The organism is Pelagibacterium sp. H642 (genome assembly GCF_031202855.1).
Classification (GTDB): domain Bacteria; phylum Pseudomonadota; class Alphaproteobacteria; order Rhizobiales; family Devosiaceae; genus Pelagibacterium.
In genome coordinates this window covers 3,192,556-3,209,081 of sequence record NZ_CP101829.1, presented here as the reverse complement: position 1 = coordinate 3,209,081, position 16,526 = coordinate 3,192,556, and the positions used below count along the sequence as shown (strand labels likewise).

Annotated in this window: 18 protein-coding genes and 1 tRNA gene; 2 read left to right on the top strand and 17 right to left on the bottom strand. The window is 60.0% G+C overall.

From position 1 onward, the window contains the following. Positions 1 to 30 precede the first annotated feature (30 nt). The 7 genes from rplL to NO934_RS15975 all read right to left on the bottom strand — a co-directional run bounded on the left by rplL (position 31) and on the right by NO934_RS15975 (position 3,876). Positions 31 to 408, bottom strand: coding sequence for a 50S ribosomal protein L7/L12 (gene rplL / locus NO934_RS16005; RefSeq protein WP_309160988.1), 378 nt, complete (start codon positions 406 to 408; stop codon positions 31 to 33). Between the two features lie 60 nt (positions 409 to 468). Further along, positions 469 to 984, bottom strand: coding sequence for a 50S ribosomal protein L10 (rplJ, locus tag NO934_RS16000; RefSeq protein WP_309160987.1), 516 nt, complete (start codon positions 982 to 984; stop codon positions 469 to 471). A gap of 325 nt (positions 985 to 1,309) precedes the next feature. Continuing rightward, the gene (gene rplA / locus NO934_RS15995) at positions 1,310 to 2,002 is read right to left on the bottom strand and encodes a 50S ribosomal protein L1 (RefSeq protein WP_309160986.1); all 693 of its coding nucleotides are present in this window, start codon (positions 2,000 to 2,002) and stop codon (positions 1,310 to 1,312) included. Between the two features lie 5 nt (positions 2,003 to 2,007). Next, entirely contained in the window at positions 2,008 to 2,436 is a 429-nt protein-coding gene (rplK, locus tag NO934_RS15990) for a 50S ribosomal protein L11 (protein ID WP_309160985.1), read from the bottom strand. Positions 2,437 to 2,562: 126 nt separating this feature from the next. Continuing rightward, positions 2,563 to 3,093, bottom strand: a complete 531-nt coding sequence (nusG, locus tag NO934_RS15985; RefSeq protein ID WP_309160984.1) for a transcription termination/antitermination protein NusG — start codon at positions 3,091 to 3,093, stop codon at positions 2,563 to 2,565. A 33-nt stretch (positions 3,094 to 3,126) separates the two neighbouring features. After that, positions 3,127 to 3,321, bottom strand: a complete 195-nt coding sequence (gene secE / locus NO934_RS15980; protein WP_309160983.1) for a preprotein translocase subunit SecE — start codon at positions 3,319 to 3,321, stop codon at positions 3,127 to 3,129. 156 nt (positions 3,322 to 3,477) lie between these two features. Further along, positions 3,478 to 3,876: a VOC family protein gene (locus NO934_RS15975; protein WP_309160982.1), complete on the bottom strand. Its 399-nt coding sequence runs from the start codon at positions 3,874 to 3,876 to the stop codon at positions 3,478 to 3,480. Between the two features lie 312 nt (positions 3,877 to 4,188). Between NO934_RS15975 and rnk the strand changes: the two genes are divergently transcribed. Further along, complete coding sequence (gene rnk / locus NO934_RS15970; RefSeq protein ID WP_309160981.1) at positions 4,189 to 4,635, top strand: nucleoside diphosphate kinase regulator; 447 nt, start codon at positions 4,189 to 4,191, stop codon at positions 4,633 to 4,635. A 173-nt stretch (positions 4,636 to 4,808) separates the two neighbouring features. After that, the gene (locus NO934_RS15965) at positions 4,809 to 5,405 is read left to right on the top strand and encodes a YbhB/YbcL family Raf kinase inhibitor-like protein (protein ID WP_309160980.1); all 597 of its coding nucleotides are present in this window, start codon (positions 4,809 to 4,811) and stop codon (positions 5,403 to 5,405) included. A 35-nt stretch (positions 5,406 to 5,440) separates the two neighbouring features. Here NO934_RS15965 and NO934_RS15960 read toward each other — a convergent pair. From NO934_RS15960 to NO934_RS15915, 10 genes are all read right to left on the bottom strand, one after another. Beyond that, a tRNA-Trp gene (locus tag NO934_RS15960) sits at positions 5,441 to 5,516 on the bottom strand. Between the two features lie 154 nt (positions 5,517 to 5,670). Then, the gene (gene tuf, locus NO934_RS15955; protein ID WP_309160979.1) at positions 5,671 to 6,861 is read right to left on the bottom strand and encodes an elongation factor Tu; all 1,191 of its coding nucleotides are present in this window, start codon (positions 6,859 to 6,861) and stop codon (positions 5,671 to 5,673) included. Positions 6,862 to 6,980: 119 nt separating this feature from the next. After that, complete coding sequence (locus tag NO934_RS15950) at positions 6,981 to 8,177, bottom strand: Tad domain-containing protein (protein ID WP_309160978.1); 1,197 nt, start codon at positions 8,175 to 8,177, stop codon at positions 6,981 to 6,983. A gap of 123 nt (positions 8,178 to 8,300) precedes the next feature. Beyond that, on the bottom strand, positions 8,301 to 9,275 hold the full coding sequence (locus NO934_RS15945; RefSeq protein WP_309160977.1) for a class 1 fructose-bisphosphatase: 975 nt from the start codon (positions 9,273 to 9,275) through the stop codon (positions 8,301 to 8,303). An 89-nt stretch (positions 9,276 to 9,364) separates the two neighbouring features. Continuing rightward, the gene (gene acs, locus NO934_RS15940; protein ID WP_309160975.1) at positions 9,365 to 11,302 is read right to left on the bottom strand and encodes an acetate--CoA ligase; all 1,938 of its coding nucleotides are present in this window, start codon (positions 11,300 to 11,302) and stop codon (positions 9,365 to 9,367) included. A gap of 9 nt (positions 11,303 to 11,311) precedes the next feature. Beyond that, positions 11,312 to 12,070, bottom strand: coding sequence for an ABC transporter ATP-binding protein (locus NO934_RS15935; protein WP_309160974.1), 759 nt, complete (start codon positions 12,068 to 12,070; stop codon positions 11,312 to 11,314). Beyond that, complete coding sequence (locus NO934_RS15930; RefSeq protein WP_309160973.1) at positions 12,070 to 12,837, bottom strand: ABC transporter ATP-binding protein; 768 nt, start codon at positions 12,835 to 12,837, stop codon at positions 12,070 to 12,072. Before NO934_RS15930 ends, NO934_RS15935 begins: the two co-directional genes overlap by 1 nt. Positions 12,838 to 12,847: 10 nt before the next feature. Next, positions 12,848 to 13,996 (bottom strand): branched-chain amino acid ABC transporter permease, encoded by a 1,149-nt coding sequence (locus NO934_RS15925; protein WP_309160971.1) that lies wholly within the window; start codon positions 13,994 to 13,996, stop codon positions 12,848 to 12,850. A 3-nt stretch (positions 13,997 to 13,999) separates the two neighbouring features. Further along, positions 14,000 to 15,028 carry a branched-chain amino acid ABC transporter permease gene (locus NO934_RS15920; protein ID WP_309160970.1) on the bottom strand — a complete coding sequence of 343 codons (1,029 nt, stop codon included), beginning with the start codon at positions 15,026 to 15,028 and terminating at the stop codon, positions 14,000 to 14,002. 76 nt (positions 15,029 to 15,104) lie between these two features. Next, positions 15,105 to 16,460: a substrate-binding protein gene (locus tag NO934_RS15915; protein WP_309160968.1), complete on the bottom strand. Its 1,356-nt coding sequence runs from the start codon at positions 16,458 to 16,460 to the stop codon at positions 15,105 to 15,107. Positions 16,461 to 16,526 lie beyond the last annotated feature (66 nt).

Below are 16,526 nucleotides of genomic sequence, written 5' to 3'. Positions count from 1 at the left end.
CCATCCCGAAAAACGTCTCGAAAGACGAACTTACTTGAGTTCGACCTTGGCGCCGGCGGCCTCGAGCTTTGCCTTGATGTCTTCGGCTTCCGCCTTGTTGACACCTTCCTTGACAGCCTTGGGAGCGCCTTCGACGAGGTCCTTGGCTTCCTTGAGGCCGAGGCCGGTGATGCCACGGACTTCCTTGATGACGTTGATCTTCTGGTCACCAGCCGACGTCAGGACAACGTCGAACTCGTCCTTTTCTTCAGCCGGAGCGGCACCGGCGGCAGCGCCACCAGCAGCAGCAACGGCAACAGGAGCGGCGGCGGAAACGCCCCACTTCTCTTCAAGCATCTTGGAGAGCTCGGAAGCTTCCAGGACGGTCAGTGCAGACAAATCGTCTACGAGCTTTGCAAGATCAGCCATTTGATCAGCCTTTTCTTTGGGTACTTGGTTTCAGTTTGAACCGTGGATGATCGCGCCGCCTTATGCAGCGCCCTTTTCCGAATAAGCGGAGATAACGCGAGCGACGGATGCGCTCGGTTCCTTGACCAGACGTGCGATCTGGGCCGCAGGCTGCGTGAGCAGACCGGCGAGCTTTGCGCGCAGTTCGTCCAGCGAAGGCAGATCGGCCAGAGCCTTGACGCCTTCGGCGTCGAGCTCGGTCGAACCCATGGCGCCGCCGAGGATCACGAACTTGGAGTTCGAGTCGGCGAACTTCTTGGCAACACGAGGTGCCGTGATGGGATCTTCCGAATAGGCAAGGACCGTCGGGCCAGTCAGAAGACCCGAGAAATCCGCGATTTCGGTTTCCTTAAGAGCGAGCTTGGCAAGGCGGTTCTTTGCGACCTTAACCTGTCCACCGGCCTGCTTCATCTGCACACGCAGCTTTTCGAAGTCAGACACCGACAGACCGGCATAGTGAGCGACGACAACCGCGCCCGAGCCGGCAAACGCCTGCTGGAGCGAGGAGACGACCTCAGCTTTTTCCGCTCTATCCACTGCTACTCTCCACGAGTTAGGCCCGATCCCTCATGGATCGAACCCGTTGCAATAAGCCACCCATCGGGCAGCGGTGCAGTGCCTGTAAACCAATCGAGGGGCACGCCCCAGGGACCGGTTCGGTTCAAACCAAAACGAGCCGCATTGCGGAAATCTCGTCCGGGTCGTCACCCCATCTATTGGTGGCTGCAGGGAGCCCCCGGCGCTTAGGATGGCAAGCCGCCATCACCACGCAGTCTCGGACAGGACTTTACCGGAAAGGGATTTCGCCCTTCCCGGCATCCCGGGCGGCCGGAACCGCCCGAAACTGGTTTCTCGATCAGCCTTAGAGGACCGACGAGGGATCGACATGGACGCCGGCGCCCATGGTCGAGGAAACCGCGACGCGCTTGACGTAGGTGCCCTTGGCGCCCGAGGGCTTGGCCTTGGTCACGGCGTCAGCAAGCGCCTTGATGTTTTCGACGAGCTGAGCTTCGGTGAACGAGGCCTTGCCCACGCCGGCATGAATAATGCCGGCCTTTTCCACGCGGAACTCCACGGCACCGCCCTTGGCAGCCTTGACGGCGCCGGCGACGTCGGGGGTCACGGTGCCGACCTTGGGGTTCGGCATGAGGTTGCGCGGGCCCAGAATCTTACCGAGGCGACCGACCAGCGGCATCATGTCCGGAGTGGCGATGCAGCGATCGAAATCGATCTTGCCAGCCTGAATGTCGGCAGCCAGATCGTCGGCGCCCACGATATCGGCACCGGCGGCCTTGGCTTCCTCAGCCTTGGCATCCTTGGCGAACACGGCGACGCGGACGGTCTTGCCCGTGCCATTGGGAAGGTTGACGACGCCGCGGACCATCTGGTCGGCGTGACGCGGATCAACGCCCAGGTTCAAGGCGACTTCGACGGTTTCGTCGAACTTGGCCGTAGCGCGTTCCTTGACCATCTTGATGGCCTCATCGACGCCATAAAGCTTCTTGCGGTCAATGCCTTCGCGAATGGACTTCGTGCGCTTTGCGAGCTTGCTCATAACCCTTAACCCTCGACCTGCAGGCCCATGGAACGGGCGGAACCAGCAACCATGCTCATCGCGGCTTCGACGGTATCCGCGTTGAGGTCCTTCATCTTCTTTTCGGCAATCTCGCGCACCTGGGCTTCAGTGAGCTTGCCAGCGCTGTCGTGACCCGGCTTCTTGGAGCCGGACTTGAGATTGATCGCCTTCTTGATGAAGTAGGTGACCGGGGGCAGCTTCATTTCGAAGGTGAAGCTCTTGTCGGCGAAAGCGGTGATCACGACCGGAATCGGAGCACCCTTTTCCATTTCCTGCGTAGCGGCGTTGAAGGCCTTGCAGAATTCCATGATGTTGAGACCGCGCTGGCCGAGGGCCGGGCCGATCGGGGGCGACGGGGTCGCAGAGCCGGCAGGCACCTGCAACTTGATGTAGCCTGTAATCTTCTTTGCCATCTGTCGTTCCTTTCAATACGCCGCCAAAGCGGCCATTTGGTGACGGTGTGGTTCGAGGTTTACCCAGCAGATGGCAACCGCCGCCCTCTCCCACACAGTTTAGTCTCCCCAGGGAGACTGAACGGCCTAGACCTTCTCGACCTGACCGTATTCCAGCTCGACCGGCGTGGGCCGACCGAAAATCGAAACCTCGACCTTGAGGCGCGAACGCTCTTCGTCCACTTCCTCGACGACGCCCGAAAAGCTCGCGAACGGGCCATCGGACACACGCACATTCTCGCCAACCTCGAAGCTGACGGACGGCTTGGGACGATCGACACCCTCCTGCACCTGCTGCAGGATGCTCATTGCCTCGCGTTCCGAGATCGGCTGCGGCTTGTTATCCGCGCCAAGAAACCCGGTGACCTTTGGCGTGTTCTTGATCAGATGGAACGTCTCGTCAGTGAGCTCCATCTTGACCAACACATAGCCAGGGAAAAACTTACGCTCGGCGTCTACCTTGCGGCCGCGACGCACTTCGGTGACCTTTTCGGTCGGCACCAGCACATCGTCGAACAAATGATCAAGGCCGTTGGAGACAACCTTCTGCTTGATGTCCTCGGCAACCTTGCGCTCGAAGTTCGAATACGCCTGAACGATGTACCAACGCTTGGCCATACTGCTGTTACGCTCCTGATCCGCCGCTTCGCCTTAGCGAATGGACAGAATTAACCCGACAAAGAACTGAATGATCTGATCGGCGGCCAGAAAGAAAAGGCTCGCGAAGATCACCATGGCCAGCACCATCACGGTGGAGATCAGCGTCTCGTTCCGGGTCGGCCAAACGACCTTGGCGACTTCCGAACGCACCTGCTGAAAGAACGTAAAAGGATTAGTTCGGGCCATATACCGCTCGATACCTGGTGTTAAATCTGGGGCTTTTTAGTCCATAAGCAATTGCCGCGCGAGTAGGAGTCGCACGGCCAAGAGTGGCCTATCTAGACGTTGCAGCGTGCGAACGCAAGTCCTCGCACCATCTTTTTTGGCCCGGCCATGAGGCTGTCAAACAAACCTGCCGCCGCGTTGTATAACCTCGATCTTATATCCATCGGGGTCGGTGGCGAAAAAGAAGCGTGCGAAGGGCTGCCCCTTATAAGGAAAGTCCTTGAGATCGCCGACGTCGAGCCCCTCTTTCCTGAAGCGGGCATGCTCGGCTTCCAGATCCTCGACCGTCACCGCCAGATGACCATAGCCATCGCCCAACTGGTAGGGCTCGGTGCGATCGAAGTTGACGGTGAGCTCTACCTCGAATTCGGATTCCGTCGGATGGCGAAGATAGACAAGCGCAAAGCCCTCGAATTCCAGCCGGTCACGAACCTCGAGCCCAAAGGCGCGGCGATAGAAATCAACCGAACGCTCTTCATCGAGGACACGGATCATCGAATGGACGGGCTTGGCCATGAAGGCTCCACGACTAAAAGGGAAACAGGCTCTTCATTTAGGAAGATCCGGGGCCGATCGCAACCCTTCGCGCCGACACATACCATTGACTTTGTTTTCGGGCAGCTTACCTTTAGCCCCATGACAAAGCTTGCGGACCTTTCCTTCGACAGCCTCCGCCGCGGCCATCTCATGATGGGATCGCTACCCTAAGGTCATGCTTTGCGTCGCATGACCTTAGGGTCATGCCTCCGATCAAGTCGGATCAACAGACGCTTCCCCTATTTTGATTCTCACGACCGCTTGAGCGGTCGATAACTCATGGAGTGAACAATGAGCTTGTTTGCACCTCACGGGCAATTGCCCGCCATCCTGGTTAGCCAGGACGATTTCGAACTTCTCAGCCGCCTCGCCTCTGCCGGGCACGGAGAAACCGCCGAAGATTTGATGAGCGAACTCGAACGCGCGACCATCGCCGATCCGATCCCCGCCAACATCGTGCGCATGGGATCGACGGTGAGCTACGCCATCAGTGACGAAGGCACGCGTACCGTGCGCCTGGTTCTTCCTGCCGAAGCGGATATCGCTTCGGGCGCCATTTCGGTACTCACCCCTATCGGGACAGCGCTTCTGGGCCTGAGCCCTGGCCAATCGATCGGCTGGACAGCCCGGGATGGACAGGAGCGTCAACTCCAGGTGATCGCCGTCTTCAACGATCCCGGTAAAGCGCTTGCGAGGACGAATGCGGATGAGGACGATCCCGGTCCATTCGCGGCCTGAAGTTATTAGGAGGAGCCGGCCCTACCGCGCTCCTCCTTTGTCCTCGGGGAAAAAACGTAAAATACTATAATTGCTTAGCCGACCGGTTTTTGCCGGAGGCGGCGTTGACCCCATTTGGCGCATGAATTGTACTCCTCGGCGGGGGACCGTTGAACTCACGATGGAGATACAGAATGCGCAGCATATTTCTGAGCTCATTCCTGAGCATCACCCTGATGACCGCCGGAGCGGCGGGAGCACCGGCGCAGGACACCCAAGCACCTCCGCCCTTCGTACTATCCATTCCCGGTTTCGAGGACGGAGGAGAAATTCCCGTTGATTTCTCCCAAGCCGCCGATGGGGTCGCTGAGGGAGAAGGCACCTCCCCTGAGATCTCCTGGGAGAACCCGCCCGAGGGCACTGAGAGCTTTGTGCTCTATATGCACGACATCGACGTTGTCCGCGACATGACGCTGGAAGATCAGCTTCACTGGCTGGTCTGGAACATTCCGGCCGATACCACAATGCTCCCGGAAGGCGTTGAGCGTGGCGAGCAATTGGAGGACGGCAGCTATCAGACCAGCGCCACCGGCCCGGTCTATCGCGGCCCTGGCGCTCCGGCGGCGGGGCCCCTGCACCACTACGTGTTCGAGCTCTATGCTCTCGACACCAGCCTGGATGTCGAACCGGTCGAAGATCCATTCGAGAACCGCAGGGCGGTTCTGGAAGCCATGGACGGGCACATCCTCGGCAAGGCGACCTATGTGGGCCTGTTCAAGCGCCCAGAGTAGAGCGGCGGCTTAGGCGATTCAAACTGGAAGGAAAATGGCAGGGGCGGAGGGACTCGAACCCCCGGCCCTCGGTTTTGGAGACCGATGCTCTACCAACTGAGCTACACCCCTGCAGCGCCACCAAGGGCGCGGTATGAACCTGTGGAACAGGTCGATGGCGTGTCTAATGGCAAAGCTGGTCAGTGGCAAGTCCCATCGATGACGAAAAGGACAAAAAGAAAGGGCGGCCGAGGCCGCCCTTTCCGTTCAAACCGTTTGCCGCCGATTAAGCGACGATTTTGGAGACGACGCCCGACCCGACGGTGCGGCCGCCTTCGCGGATGGCGAAGCGCAGCTTTTCGTCCATGGCGATCGGAACGATCAGCTCGACATTGATCTTCACGTTGTCGCCCGGCATCACCATCTCGACACCGTCATTGAGCGTCACCACACCGGTCACGTCAGTGGTCCGGAAGTAGAACTGCGGACGGTAGTTGGTGAAGAACGGGGTGTGACGGCCGCCCTCTTCCTTGGTCAGGATATAGACCTCGGCTTCGAACTTGGTGTGCGGGGTCACCGAACCGGGCTTGCACAGCACCTGGCCGCGCTCAACCTGGTTGCGGTCGATACCGCGGATCAGCGCGCCGATATTGTCGCCAGCTTCACCCGAATCGAGCAGCTTGCGGAACATCTCGACGCCGGTCACCGTCGTCTTCTGGGTCGGCTTGATGCCGACGATCTCGACTTCCTCGCCAACCTTGATCACGCCACGCTCGACACGGCCGGTCACAACAGTGCCGCGGCCCGAGATCGAGAACACGTCTTCCACCGGCATCAGGAAGGGCTGATCCTTCGGACGCTCGGGGGTCGGGATGTAGGCATCGACGGTTTCCATCAGCGCCAGAACCGCATCGCGGCCGATCTCGGGGCGCTTGTCTTCAAGAGCCATCAGCGCCGAGCCCTTGGTGATCGGAATGTCGTCACCGGGGAATTCGTACGAGGAGAGCAGCTCGCGCACCTCGAGCTCGACCAGCTCAAGCAGTTCCTCGTCGTCGACCTGGTCGACCTTGTTGAGGAACACCACAAGCGCCGGCACGCCGACCTGGCGGGCCAGAAGGATGTGCTCGCGGGTCTGCGGCATCGGGCCGTCAGCGGCCGAAACCACCAAGATCGCGCCGTCCATCTGCGCCGCGCCGGTGATCATGTTCTTCACATAGTCGGCGTGGCCGGGGCAGTCCACGTGAGCATAGTGCCGGTTCGCGGTCTCGTACTCGACGTGCGAGGTCGAGATCGTGATGCCGCGCGCCTTTTCTTCGGGCGCCTTGTCGATGTTGTCATACGAGGTGAACGTCGCACCACCCGACTCGGCCAGAACCTTGGTGATCGCTGCCGTCAAAGACGTCTTGCCATGGTCAACGTGACCAATCGTGCCAATGTTCACGTGCGGCTTACTGCGGCTGAATTTTTCCTTGCCCATTGCTCACAACCATACATTCAAGAGTTAGAACTGCCGGGGCGTTTACCCGGTTGGGCGCGGGGAGACAAGTGGTTTTTAAAGGAACTACCGCCTTGCCTACAATGAATGCAATGAATGCATCAACTCAGCAGGCGAGCGTTCCGCTCGCCGCTTCGGACCTCTTCAGGGCATGCCATGACAACGCGAATGTCATCGTAGTCGCGATCCGATCCGCTGATGCGATCTTCCCAGCCGTAGTACATGTATTGGCCATTGCTACAGCCGGCGGTTGCCCGTTGCGGATTTCTGTTGGTTTGCCGCGGCGGAATAAGGGTGCCGGGGCGGTCGTCTTCCGTTACGCACTCTTCTCGCCTCTCACAGACTATGGTTTCAAGAATATTGCGTGAGCCAAGTCCAGTATGCTGATCGGCAACCCCGCGCTCGGAAATCGTATCAGTATAGTAGTTATTGCGCGTTCCACCGCTGTCCCATCGAGCAGAGGTAATTTTCTTTTCCCGAACGTCTTGGAGCGCGTTGTACACGTTTTCCAACCGCAAACTCAGATGAGAACCTGCTGGACACTGGGGCATGAGATAGGTGTATTTGCGTTCGCCAATGCTACCGCTCTTAATCTGCCGCCAAATCCCCTGTTCCTGAGAATCCAGGTATTCGACGCCGAGTGATGTTCGCATCTCATATGACGAACGGAGAAGCGCATCCTGGATGGGATTATCATCTTCGAGCGGATTGCCGGCATCGGGAATAAATTCCGACCCACCATTGTCGGCTATGGGCACCATCTGAGTGCGTCTGGGCTGTGTAGGGTCATTAAGTGGCCGGTCGGGCCAGAAGCAGTAGAGCCACAGCCTATTGAAATCCCAGGCTTCGAATTCGAGCGCGGCAAATTCGGGTGGACTATAGCGTAGCTCGGGCTCAGAAACGCGCGCGACCGCAGTTGCGGTGACGTGCTGAGTTTCTCCCACACCGGGAATCAACTTCACGAATGCAAGCGGAACGTCAGCCTCAGCAACGACTTCAAAGTCGACTCCACTCAGCCACTGCCCTCTGACGTCGATTTGGCGCGCCCAGTCGCCCTTGTAGCTGCGTCCTACCTCAGCCAGCATGGCCGTGCGAACGTCCGACCAGTTCACCTCATCATGCAGGGCACTCAGCGCAGCCGAATCTGCTTCTGCCTGCAGGAAATCCTTCACGTGCTGCAGCCGCACATAGTCAACGGCCCAGCCGGCCATCGCGATGAAGGGAATCGCCATCACGGCGAAAATCACCGCGACGACGCCATCCTCGCGCCGAAGCAAATCGAAAAAGCTGCGTCCCATGCCCGTGTCGCCCCTTGGCAAACCGGCGGCAAGCCGGCCACTCGCGAGCTAGACATTAGCCGAATGGATTTTCAGTAAACTTACGCAGTTGCCGCAAAACGATGCGGAAAGGTTTACCTGTCGTTAATAGAAGGACTTGGCGCGCTCGACCTCGTCACGCGATCCGATGATGATGCCGATGCGCTGGTGAAGGCTGGTCGGAACGACATCCAGGATGCGCTCGGTTCCGGTCGTGGACGCGCCGCCCGCCGCCTCGATGATCATGCTCATCGGGTTAGCCTCATAGAGCAGCCGCAAACGACCGCCCTTGGCCTTGGTGTCCTCGTCTTCCGGATAGAGAAACACGCCGCCCCGGCACAGGATGCGGTGGAGATCGGCAACCATGGCAGCGCACCAGCGCATGTTGTAACTCTTGCCGAACGGTCCTGATTTGCCGGCGATGCAGGCGTCGATGAAGCCACGGGTCGCCGGATACCAGCGCGACTGGCGCGACGCGTTGATGGCGAATTCGGCGCTCTCGGCAGGAATTTCGACTTTCTCGTTGACGAGAACGAAGCTGGCGCTGGCTTCATCGAGGCTGAAGATCGAGACGGAACGGCCGGTCGTGAGCACCAGAAGCGTTGCGGGCCCGTAGAGCACGTAGCCGGCGGCAACCTGCCTGCTGCCGGGCTGCAAGACATCATCGGTTTCGACGTTTTCGCTTTTGCCCAGGTCGAGAACCGAAAAGATCGACCCCACCGCGCCATTGATTTCGAGGTTGGAGGACCCGTCGAGCGGGTCGAAGACCAGGGCGTGACGTGCATTCCGGGCATTTTCAACGAGCTCGATTTCATCGAGCTCTTCCGAGACCATTGCCGCCAGAACACCGGTGGCCCTGCCACGGCGCAGGAAGATATCGTTGGCAACCACGTCGAGCTTTTTCTGAACCTCGCCCTGGACGTTCACGGCCTGGGCCGTGCCCGTATCCCCGGCAGCCGAAGCCATCCGCAGAGCGACGGCGATCTCTATGGCGCAATCGGCGGCCATCGCAAAAATCACGGCGATTGGGGCGTCGAGCTTGCTGTCAGCGATCCAGGTTTCGAGAGTCTTGCGCGCCACGATCCATCTCCAGGTCTGTTCAAGACCTGCTTATGTGCGTGTGCGGCAAGCGTCCAGACCAACGAAAGTCCTAAACCCCAAATTCCAGGTCAACGGTCCGATCGGTGCAGCCTGTTCTCGATGAGATTGTCCACGACGCCCGGATCGGCGAGAGTTGAGGTGTCGCCCAGCGATGAAAAGTCATCTTCTGCGATCTTGCGCAGGATGCGGCGCATGATCTTGCCGGAGCGGGTCTTGGGCAGCCCCGGAGCGAATTGGATGAGGTCGGGCGAAGCGATCGGGCCGATTTCCTTGCGGACCCAGTTCCTCAGTTCGCTGCCGAGCTCGGAATCTTCCTCTTCCCCCGCCATGAGGGTGACATAGCAATAGATTCCCTGGCCTTTGATTTCGTGCGGATAACCCACGACCGCCGCCTCGGAGACCTTTGGATGAGCGACGAGCGCGCTTTCGATCTCGGCGGTTCCCAGGCGATGGCCGGAGACGTTGAGGACATCGTCCACGCGACCCGTGATCCAGTAATACCCATCTTCGTCGCGACGGACGCCATCGCCGGTAAAGTAGAGCCCCTTGTAGGTCGAGAAATATGTCTCGACGAACCGGTCATGATCACCCCAGATGGTACGCGCCTGCCCCGGCCAGCTATCGGCGATGGCAAGAACGCCCTCGGCCTTGATCTCTGCGATTTCCACGCCCTCGGCGGTGAGCACCACAGGCTTGACCCCGAAAAACGGCAATGTCGCGGAGCCGGGCTTTGTGGGAACGACGCCCGGCAGTGGCGTAATCATCGCCCCGCCAGTTTCGGTTTGCCACCAGGTATCGACAATCTCGCAGCGCTCCTTGCCGATGTTCTTGTTGTACCACTGCCAGGCTTCGGGATTGATCGGCTCGCCCACTGTTCCGATCAGACGCAGGGATGAGAGATCGGCTTTTTCGACATACTCCACCCCGGCGCCCATCAGTGCGCGGATAGCGGTGGGTGCGGTATAGAAGATGGCGACCTTGTGCCGATCGACCACCTGCCAGAAGCGGGAACAATCGGGCCAGTTGGGCACGCCTTCGAACAACAGTGAGGTGACGCCGTTGGCAAGCGGGCCATAGACCGCATAGGTGTGGCCGGTGACCCAGCCCACGTCTGCCGTGCACCAATAGACCTCGTCTGGACGAGGATCGAAGATCATCTCATGGGTCAGCGATGCCCAGACCAGGTAGCCGCCGGTGGTGTGGAGCACGCCCTTCGGCCTACCCGTCGAACCGGAAGTATAGAGGATGAACAGCGGGTCTTCTGCGTTCATAGGCTCAGGTTCGCAGAACGGCGCGACGCCCGCGGCAGCTTCGTGCCACCAGATATCGCGCAATCCCTTCATTGCGACGGCGTTGCCGGTGTTTTCCACCACGATCACCTTTTCGACGCCCGGACAATCCTGGAGCGCGGTATCGACATTGGCCTTCAACGGCACGGCCTTGCCCGCCCGGCGACCTTCATCCGCAGTGATGACGACGCGACTGTCGCAATCATTGATCCGGCCGGCCAAAGCGTCCGGCGAGAACCCGCCGAACACCACCGAATGCACCGCCCCAATGCGCGCGCAAGCGAGCATGGCATAGGCGGCGGCGGGGATCATCGGCAGGTAGATGGTGACGCGGTCCCCCTTCTCAACACCAAGGGATCTGAGAACGTTGGCGAAGCGACACACCTCGTCATGAAGCTCTTGGAACGTTATGCGCCGGGCGGGATCATTTAGATCATCCGGCTCGAATATAAGCGCAATCTTATCGGCATTGGTCGCCAGATGTCTGTCGATGCAATTGGCCGACACGTTGAGGATGCCGTCCTCGAACCATTTGATCGAGACTTCGGGATAGGCGTAGCTGGTGTTCTTGACCCTCGAATACGGCTTGATCCAGTCGAGGCGCTGTCCCTCCTCCCGCCAGAAGGCTTCGGGATCGGCGAGCGAGGCCGCATATTTGTCGTTGAACTGCCGGGGTGTGAGGCGCGTATGGCGCGTGACCGGGGCTTGGCTGTTCATGGCAACATCCTAGATCGCTAGGTATTCGTGGCGCAGCTCGGCATTGTCGAGCACTTCGCGTGCGGTTCCGGAGAATGCGACCTCGCCGGTGTCGAGGATCACCGCGCGATCGGCAAGCTTGAGGGCTGCGACAGCATTTTGCTCGACGATGATCGTGGTGATACCCAGCTCCTTGATCTCGTGCAGAATGGTCTCGATTTCCTGGACGATAACTGGAGCAAGACCCTCATAGGGCTCGTCGAGCAGAAGCAGCTTGAGATCGCGCGCCAGGGCGCGGGCGATGGCCAGCATTTGCTGCTCACCTCCCGACAGCGTCGTTCCCTCCTGACGGCGACGTTCGGCAAGACGCGGGAAGTGCCCGTAGATGCGGTCGAGATCCCAGCCCATGCCGGGCGAAACCTGCGCCAGCGTGAGGTTTTCTTCGACCGTCAATCCCTGGATGATGCGCCGGTCCTCAGGGACGAGCTGGACGCCCGCCCTTGCGGCTTCGAACGCCTTGAGTTTATGGAGCGGCTGACCGTCGAGCCAGATTTCTCCTCGATGCAGCATAGGGCTGTCGAGCCGGGCGATGGTACGCAGGGTGGAACTCTTGCCGGCCCCGTTGCGGCCAAGCAGGGCGAGGATTTCGCCATGCGCGATATCAAAGCTCACGCCCTGAACGATGTAGCTCTCGCCGTAGTATGAGTGGATATCATCGACCGAGAAAAACGGCGTGGCCGCTTGCGGTTGAGAGGCGGCATCGCGCTGGATGGTGGATACGGCGTTCATCAGTGCGCTCCTCCCAGATAGGCTTCCTGCACGCGGGGATCGCCGCGAACCTCCGAGGGCAGCCCTTCGGCGATGATGCGGCCGCCGGCCAAAACGGAGATCTTGTCGGCCAAAGAGAACACCACATGCATGTCGTGCTCGATGATGACCTTGGTCATCCCGCGGCTCTTGATCTTCTTTAGGAGTTCGATGGTGGTGTTGGTGTCGTGACGGCTCATCCCTGCTGTCGGCTCATCGAGCAACAGGAGGCGCGGCTTTTGGATAAGGCACATGGCGAGTTCGAGCCGCCGCTTGTCACCACGCGAGAGCGAACCCGCGTTGACGTTGCGCCTATCGATCAGGCCCACGTCCTCGAGCATGGCTTCGGCTTCCTCGCGCAGCGCCGTTTCTCGTTCAAGCGGAGTGGCGAGATTGATCTTGAAAGCACCGTCCCGCCGGGCAAACGCCGGTGTCATGACGTTCTGGAGCACGGGCAGATCGGCGAAGATTTCTGGCGTCTGAAAGACGCGGCTCACGCCGAGCTGGTTGATCTCGTGCGGCTTCTTGCCTGTCAGCACCACCCCATCGAACACCACGGCGCCGCTGGTGGGCGGGATGCGCCCGATCACCACATTGAGCAGCGTCGATTTGCCGGCGCCGTTGGGCCCGATGATCGCGTGCGTCTTGCCCTCCTCCACCTGCAGGTCGATATCGGAAAGAGCATGCAAACCGCCGAAGTTCTTATGGACATCGGCAACGTGCAGAACGACGTTATCCCTGGTTTCCATGGCAGGTCTCCTATTCGGCCGCAGAGGTGCTGAGGGCGGAGCGCGTGGCTTCGCTCCGCCGGTTGGCGAACATCGTCCGGATACGGCGCACGCCTTCCATGATGCCGCCGGGCAGGAACACGACCACGAGGACGAAGACGAGCCCTTGCGTCAGGTGCCACCCCTCGCCCACGAACTTGGACGCAATCGCAACCCAGACGTCTTCGACACCATCCGGCAGCCACGAGAACACATAGTGCAGCAGGCGCTCGTTGAAGGCCGAGAAGATGTTTTCCATGTATTTGATGATCCAAGCGCCGATGACCGGGCCGATCAACGTGCCCACGCCGCCGAGAATGGTCATCAGCACTACCTCGCCCGAGGCGGTCCACTGCATGCGCTCTGCGCCGGCCAAAGGATCGGTGACCGCAAGTAGACCTCCGGCGAGGCCGGCATACATGCCGGAGATGACGAAGGCGGCCAGCGTATAAGGGCGGGTGTTGAATCCAGTATAGGCCATGCGGGTCTGATTGGATTTGACGGCCCGCAGCATCATGCCGAATGGAGAAGTGAAGATCTTCTGGGCGACAAAGAAGGCGATCAGCAGGATGACGGCGCAGAGATAGAAACCATGGATGCCGCCAAGGGCATTGCCAAAGAGGCTTGGCGAGGGAATACGGCCCGAAACACCAAGGGAAAACAGATTGTCCAGAACGCGGGGATCCGAACTTGCAAGCTGCAGCGCTGTTTCACCATTCGTGATGGGCGTGAGGACCGAATAGGCGAGATTGTAGCTCATCTGCGCGAAGGCCAGCGTCAAGATCGAGAAATAGATGCCCGAGCGCCGCAGCGAGACGTAACCTATGACCAGCGCGAAGACAGCCGCCATGACGATGGCAAAAAACAGCGCCGGGATGACGTCCATCGACAGCAGCTTGAACGACCAGACGGCTGTGTAGGACCCCACCCCGAGGAACGCGGCGTGGCCGAAGCTGAGATAGCCGGTCAGCCCGAAGAGAATGTTGAAGCCTACGGCAAAGATCGCAAAGATCGTGAACTGCTGCATCAGGCCGGGATATGCGGCGCCGAGCGGCTGCAGCCAGAACGGCATGGTGAGAACCACCAGCGAAAAGACCGCGAAGGTGACGTATTCGTTTTTTGGAAGCCGAAAGAAGTTCATAGCTCAGGCCTCCATCATGCCGCGCCGGCCCATGAGGCCTCGGGGGCGGACCAGAAGGATTACGACTGCAATCGCATAGATGATGATCTGATCGATACCGGGAATGATCGCCTTGATCTCGGTCATCGACGCGAAGGATTGCAGGATGCCGAGAAGGAAGCCCGCGGCGACGGCACCCGGCAGCGAACCCATTCCGCCTACGACCACAACCACGAAGGACAGCACCAGAAAGTCCATGCCCAGATGGTAGTTGGGCGGCAGGAGCGGCGTGTACATCACACCAGCCAGCCCTGCGACGACCGCTGCGATCCCGAACATGATGGTGAAGCGCCTGTCTATATTGACGCCGAGCAGTCCGACTGTTTCGCGGTCGGCCATGCCGGCACGCACCACCATGCCGAAAGTGGTGAACCGCAGGAAGGCGAAGACGGCCCCGATGACTGCGAGCGAAAAGCCGAGATAAACCAGACGCCAGAGGGGATAGGTCACAGCGCCAGCCTGAAGGCCGAACAGCGCGCCGACATCGGCAGCGCCGCGAAAATCGGAAGGGATCGGCTGCGGCCAGGGATTGGGACCAAAGAAGGTTTTGACCAGTTCCTGCAAAACAATAGCGAGACCGAAGGTCACCAATATCTGCTCGGCGTGAGGACGCTTATAGAAATGCTTGATGAGTCCGCGCTCCATCGCGACCCCGATGACCAGCATGACCGGAATGGCGAGAAGGATCGACAGCGGCACCGAATAGTCGACCAGAACAGCCCCCCATTCACCGAACCAAGTTTCGGCTAGGGGCGTACGCACTTCGAGCGGCGTACCCCAAGGAGAAAGCTGGGTTTCATCGATCGTCACGCTTTCCATGGTGATCAGCGCCCGAAAGGCCACGGCGCAGAAGGCGCCGAGCATAAAGAGCGCGCCATGGGCGAAATTGACCACCCCAAGCGTTCCGAAAACCAAGGTGAGGCCCAAGGCGATCAGGGCATACGCCCCGCCCTTGTCCAGCCCATTGAGCAATTGCGCAAGAATCGCATCCATCGAGGTGGCTCCAGATGTACCTGTTGGCCCGGCCACTTTCGCGGCCGGGCACTTTGCTTGTCCGGCTAGACCGGTCTCACGCGCACATGTTGGGTTCGTAGGGGCCCAACTCGCCGCCGAAGATCGACGGGTCGTAGGTCACCGAGTCACGCGAAGCGGTGTTGACCACCTCCAGAAGGTCGAACTCGTTGGCCGGGGTCTCCTTGCCCTGCACGACCAGCACATCCTTGAAGCACTGGTGATCGGCGCCACGGTAGAGTGTGGGGCCATTGCCCATGCCGTCGAACTCGAAATCCTCGAGCGCTCGGATGACTTCCGGGGGATAGAAGGTCCCTGCCCGCTCTACGGCGTCGGCATAAAGCAGCGTCTGGACATACGATGTGTGGGCCGCCTGGCTGGGCGGCGAACCCCACTTTGCACCGAAGGAGGCGGTAAAGGCTTTCGATGCCTCGTCCCCCAGGCTCCAATACCAGTTCGAGGTGCCATAGACGCCCTGGATCGCGGTGCCGGCACCGGCGGCCATGAGGTCGGAGACGAGCGGCAGGACGATCTCGAAGTTCTGTCCGTTCGCCTGCCGGTCACGCAGGCCAAACTGGGTAGCCTGGGTGATCGAGTTGACGCCATCGAAGCCGTAGTGATTGAGGATGAGGACGTCGGCGCCCGAATTGAGGACCGGCGTGATATACTGGCTGAAATCCCCTGCCCCCACAGGCGTACGTACGGTTTCGACGGTTTCCCATCCGAGCGCCTCGGTGGCCGCGATCATCGATTCTTCCTGCGTCCAGCCCCAGGTGTAGTCGGCGGTGAGGTGGTAGGCGCGGCGCTCATTGCCATAGGCGGCGCCGAGCTGCGGGCCCAGGCCGACGCCGGATTGATAGGCGTTGAAGAAATGGCGGAAGCCGTAGCGCCGCTTGTCCTTGCCGGTGGTGTCGTTCGAGTGCGTGAGGGCGGACATGAAGATGATGCCCATATCCTGGCAGAGGCTCTGCACCGCCACCGCGACGCCCGAGGACGAACCGCCGGTGATCATGATGGCGCCATCGCGTTCGATCATGCGGCGGGCTGACTCACGGGCCGGATCCGACTGGGTTTGGGTATCGCCGGTGACATATTCGACCCGCTTGCCCAAAATGCCATTGCCGGTCAGCGTCTTGGATGAAAAATGCGGGATAAGCCCGCCATCGCCCTCGCCGTTCAGATGCTCGACGGCCAGCTCATAAGCCTTGAGCTCATCTGCGCCTTCGTCAGCATATGCACCGGTCTGCGGTACATTGAAGCCCAACGTGACCGTATCGCCCGTCGGAGCGTTGCAGAATTCCTGCGCCCATGCCCCCTTCGACAGGATCAGGGGCGAGACCCCTGTAGCCAGAATGCCGGCCATGCCAGTCTTGACGACACGGCGGCGGCTGATTCCGCGTTTCGTTTCGCTCATCGATCTCCTCCTTTAATGCGGAGAAGGCATACCTCCATACGCCTCTCCGCCGACTCGAACTATCGA

Excerpts from the sequence above, each read along its gene's own strand:
- rplL (WP_309160988.1), bottom strand. The coding sequence starts at position 408 with ATGGCTGATCTTGCAAAGCTCGTAGACGATTTGTCTGCACTGACCGTC.
- rplA (WP_309160986.1), bottom strand. The coding sequence starts at position 2,002 with ATGAGCAAGCTCGCAAAGCGCACGAAGTCCATTCGCGAAGGCATTGAC.
- rplK (WP_309160985.1), bottom strand. The coding sequence starts at position 2,436 with ATGGCAAAGAAGATTACAGGCTACATCAAGTTGCAGGTGCCTGCCGGC.
- nusG (WP_309160984.1), bottom strand. The coding sequence starts at position 3,093 with ATGGCCAAGCGTTGGTACATCGTTCAGGCGTATTCGAACTTCGAGCGC.
- secE (WP_309160983.1), bottom strand. The coding sequence starts at position 3,321 with ATGGCCCGAACTAATCCTTTTACGTTCTTTCAGCAGGTGCGTTCGGAA.
- NO934_RS15975 (WP_309160982.1), bottom strand. The coding sequence starts at position 3,876 with ATGGCCAAGCCCGTCCATTCGATGATCCGTGTCCTCGATGAAGAGCGT.
- rnk (WP_309160981.1), top strand. The coding sequence starts at position 4,189 with ATGAGCTTGTTTGCACCTCACGGGCAATTGCCCGCCATCCTGGTTAGC.
- NO934_RS15965 (WP_309160980.1), top strand. The coding sequence starts at position 4,809 with ATGCGCAGCATATTTCTGAGCTCATTCCTGAGCATCACCCTGATGACC.
- tuf (WP_309160979.1), bottom strand. The coding sequence starts at position 6,861 with ATGGGCAAGGAAAAATTCAGCCGCAGTAAGCCGCACGTGAACATTGGC.
- NO934_RS15950 (WP_309160978.1), bottom strand. The coding sequence starts at position 8,177 with ATGGGACGCAGCTTTTTCGATTTGCTTCGGCGCGAGGATGGCGTCGTC.
- acs (WP_309160975.1), bottom strand. The coding sequence starts at position 11,302 with ATGAACAGCCAAGCCCCGGTCACGCGCCATACGCGCCTCACACCCCGG.
- NO934_RS15935 (WP_309160974.1), bottom strand. The coding sequence starts at position 12,070 with ATGAACGCCGTATCCACCATCCAGCGCGATGCCGCCTCTCAACCGCAA.
- NO934_RS15930 (WP_309160973.1), bottom strand. The coding sequence starts at position 12,837 with ATGGAAACCAGGGATAACGTCGTTCTGCACGTTGCCGATGTCCATAAG.
- NO934_RS15925 (WP_309160971.1), bottom strand. The coding sequence starts at position 13,996 with ATGAACTTCTTTCGGCTTCCAAAAAACGAATACGTCACCTTCGCGGTC.
- NO934_RS15920 (WP_309160970.1), bottom strand. The coding sequence starts at position 15,028 with ATGGATGCGATTCTTGCGCAATTGCTCAATGGGCTGGACAAGGGCGGG.
- NO934_RS15915 (WP_309160968.1), bottom strand. The coding sequence starts at position 16,460 with ATGAGCGAAACGAAACGCGGAATCAGCCGCCGCCGTGTCGTCAAGACT.